This window comes from Microbacterium sp. (assembly GCF_026393345.1).
GTDB lineage: Bacteria > Actinomycetota > Actinomycetes > Actinomycetales > Microbacteriaceae > Microbacterium.
The window spans coordinates 108,895-111,013 of sequence record NZ_JAPLAI010000048.1 but is presented as its reverse complement, the minus strand read 5'-3'; the positions used below and the strand labels follow the sequence as shown (position 1 = coordinate 111,013).

Below are 2,119 nucleotides of genomic sequence, written 5' to 3'. Positions count from 1 at the left end.
GGCGGGGGGCCAGGGCTCGCCGCCGGCCACGCGCGGCAGTCCGCGGCGCAGCGTGACCGGCGGCTCCCCTGTCGCTTGCTGCGACGCGGACCCACCAGAAGCGACAGCGGAGCCGGATGCGGCGGCAGCTGCACCCTGCGACTGCGGCTCCCCTGTCGCTTGCTGCAGCGCGGACCCACCAGACGCGACAGGCGAACCAGACGCGACAGGCGAACCGGATGCGGCGGCAACGACCTCGGCGGGAACTGCGGCGTCGGCGGGCGGCCACGCCTCGCCGCCCGGCACCCGGGGGAGGCCGCGGCGCACGGATCCCGCGTACGTCGCCACCGCTACGCCTTCTTCGCCTCGAGCGCGGCGATCAGCTGCGGAACGACCGTGAAGATGTCGCCGACGACGCCGAAGTCGGCGATGTCGAAGATCGGGGCGTCGCCGTCCTTGTTGATCGCGACGATCGTCTTCGCCGTCTGCATGCCGGCCTTGTGCTGGATCGCACCGGAGATCCCGAGCGCCACGTACAGCTGCGGCGACACCGACACCCCCGTCTGGCCGACCTGGTAGGACTGCGGCACGTAGCCCGCATCGACGGCGGCACGGGACGCGCCCACGGCGGCGCCCAGGGCATCCGCGAGCTGCTCCACCAGGGCGAACTTGTCCTGCGAGCCCAGCCCACGACCACCCGAGACGACCTTCGCGGCTCCCCGCAGCTCCGGACGCGTCGAGGTCGCCTCGATCGCATCCACCGACAACACGGACGCCGCGGGCTTACCGGATGCGGTGACCTCGAGCGCATGCACCACAGGCGCGGCCACCGCCTCGGCGCGGGCATCGATCGCGCCCTGACGCACCGTGATGACCGGGGCACCGAAGGTCGCGGCCGAGGTGACGTTGTACGACCCGCCGTAGACGGAGTGCTGCGCGATCACGCCGAGATCGTCGCGGGAGACGCCCACCGCATCCACGGCGAGCGCCGCGCGGGTCCGTGCGGCATAACGGGCGGCCGCCTCACGGCCGTCGACGGAGTGCGAGGCGAGCACCGCATCCGGACGCACCAGGGTGGCCGCGGCGGCGAGCGCGTCCACGACGCCGACGCCGAGCCCGTCGCCGGGCGCGGCGGTGAGCACCTGCGCCGCACCGAGGTTCGAGGCCTCCTGCGCGAGCGCGTCGGCGTCGGCTGCCACGACCAGCGCGACGGGCGTGCCGACACCGGATGCGGCGCCCAGCAGGCCCGCGGCGGACTTGGCGAGCTGCCCGGAGGCGGTGACGTCGAGGAGGACGAGGATGGAATCCGCAGTGAAATCAGTCATCGCTGCCCCTTAGACCAGACGGTTCTCGGCGAGGAAGTCGGCCAGCTTGGTGCCGGCATCGCCCTCGTCCACGATCTTGACGCCCGCGGTGCGCGGCGGCTTCTCGCTCACGGTGAGCATGATCGAGCGGGCCGCGGCCGGATCCATCGGGTCGATGCCCAGATCGGTGAGGCTGATCGTCTCGAACGGCTTCTTCTTCGCGGCCATGATGCCCTTGAAGTTCGGGAAGCGCGCATCGGGGAGCCGCTCGGTGATGGAGATCACGGCCGGAAGCGGCGCGCTCACCCGCATCGACCCACCCTCGACCGCGCGCTCGCCGCTCACCTCCCCCTCACCGATCTCGACGGTGTTCAGCGAGGAGGCCAGGGGAAGATCGAGCAGCTCGGCGATCATCGCGGGCACGACGCCGCCGGCACCGTCGGTGGACTGGTTGCCGGTGATGACGAGGTCGAAACCGGTGCGCTGCAGCGCGGCAGCCAGCACCTGGGCGGTCAGGCCGGTGTCCGCACCGACGAGTCCCTCATCCACGACCTGCACCGCGGAGGCTGCACCCATGGCGAGACCCTTGCGCACGGTGGCTGCGGCGGATGCGGGCGTCATCGAGAGCACGACGACATCGGTGCCGGGGTTCTTGTCCGCGAACGAGAGGGCGACCTCGAGCGACCGCTCCCCGATCTCGTCGAGGACGGAATCGCTCGCGCCCCGATCGGCGAGCCCGGTCTCCAGGCTCAGCTTGCGATCCCCATAGGTGTCGGGCACTTCCTTCACCAGCACGACAATCTTCATCGACTTCTCCTCACGCCATCAGCGAGTCT

General features: G+C 71.4%; 2 protein-coding genes and 1 pseudogene. All 3 read right to left on the bottom strand.

Annotation, left to right across the window (positions count from 1 at the left end; genetic code table 11):
* Window positions 1–327: pseudogene (locus NT132_RS09375) on the bottom strand (cytochrome b/b6 domain-containing protein); the annotation flags it as partial.
* A 2-nt stretch (window positions 328–329) separates the two neighbouring features.
* On the bottom strand, window positions 330–1,304 hold the full coding sequence (locus NT132_RS09370; RefSeq protein ID WP_297787725.1) for an electron transfer flavoprotein subunit alpha/FixB family protein: 975 nt from the start codon (window positions 1,302–1,304) through the stop codon (window positions 330–332).
* A 9-nt stretch (window positions 1,305–1,313) separates the two neighbouring features.
* Window positions 1,314–2,090, bottom strand: a complete 777-nt coding sequence (locus NT132_RS09365) for an electron transfer flavoprotein subunit beta/FixA family protein (RefSeq protein WP_297787724.1) — start codon at window positions 2,088–2,090, stop codon at window positions 1,314–1,316.
* Window positions 2,091–2,119: the final 29 nt, after the last annotated feature.

Bases quoted from the DNA above. Each gene is read 5' to 3' on its own strand.
- NT132_RS09370 (WP_297787725.1), bottom strand. From the start codon at position 1,304: ATGACTGATTTCACTGCGGATTCCATCCTCGTCCTCCTCGACGTCACC.
- NT132_RS09365 (WP_297787724.1), bottom strand. From the start codon at position 2,090: ATGAAGATTGTCGTGCTGGTGAAGGAAGTGCCCGACACCTATGGGGAT.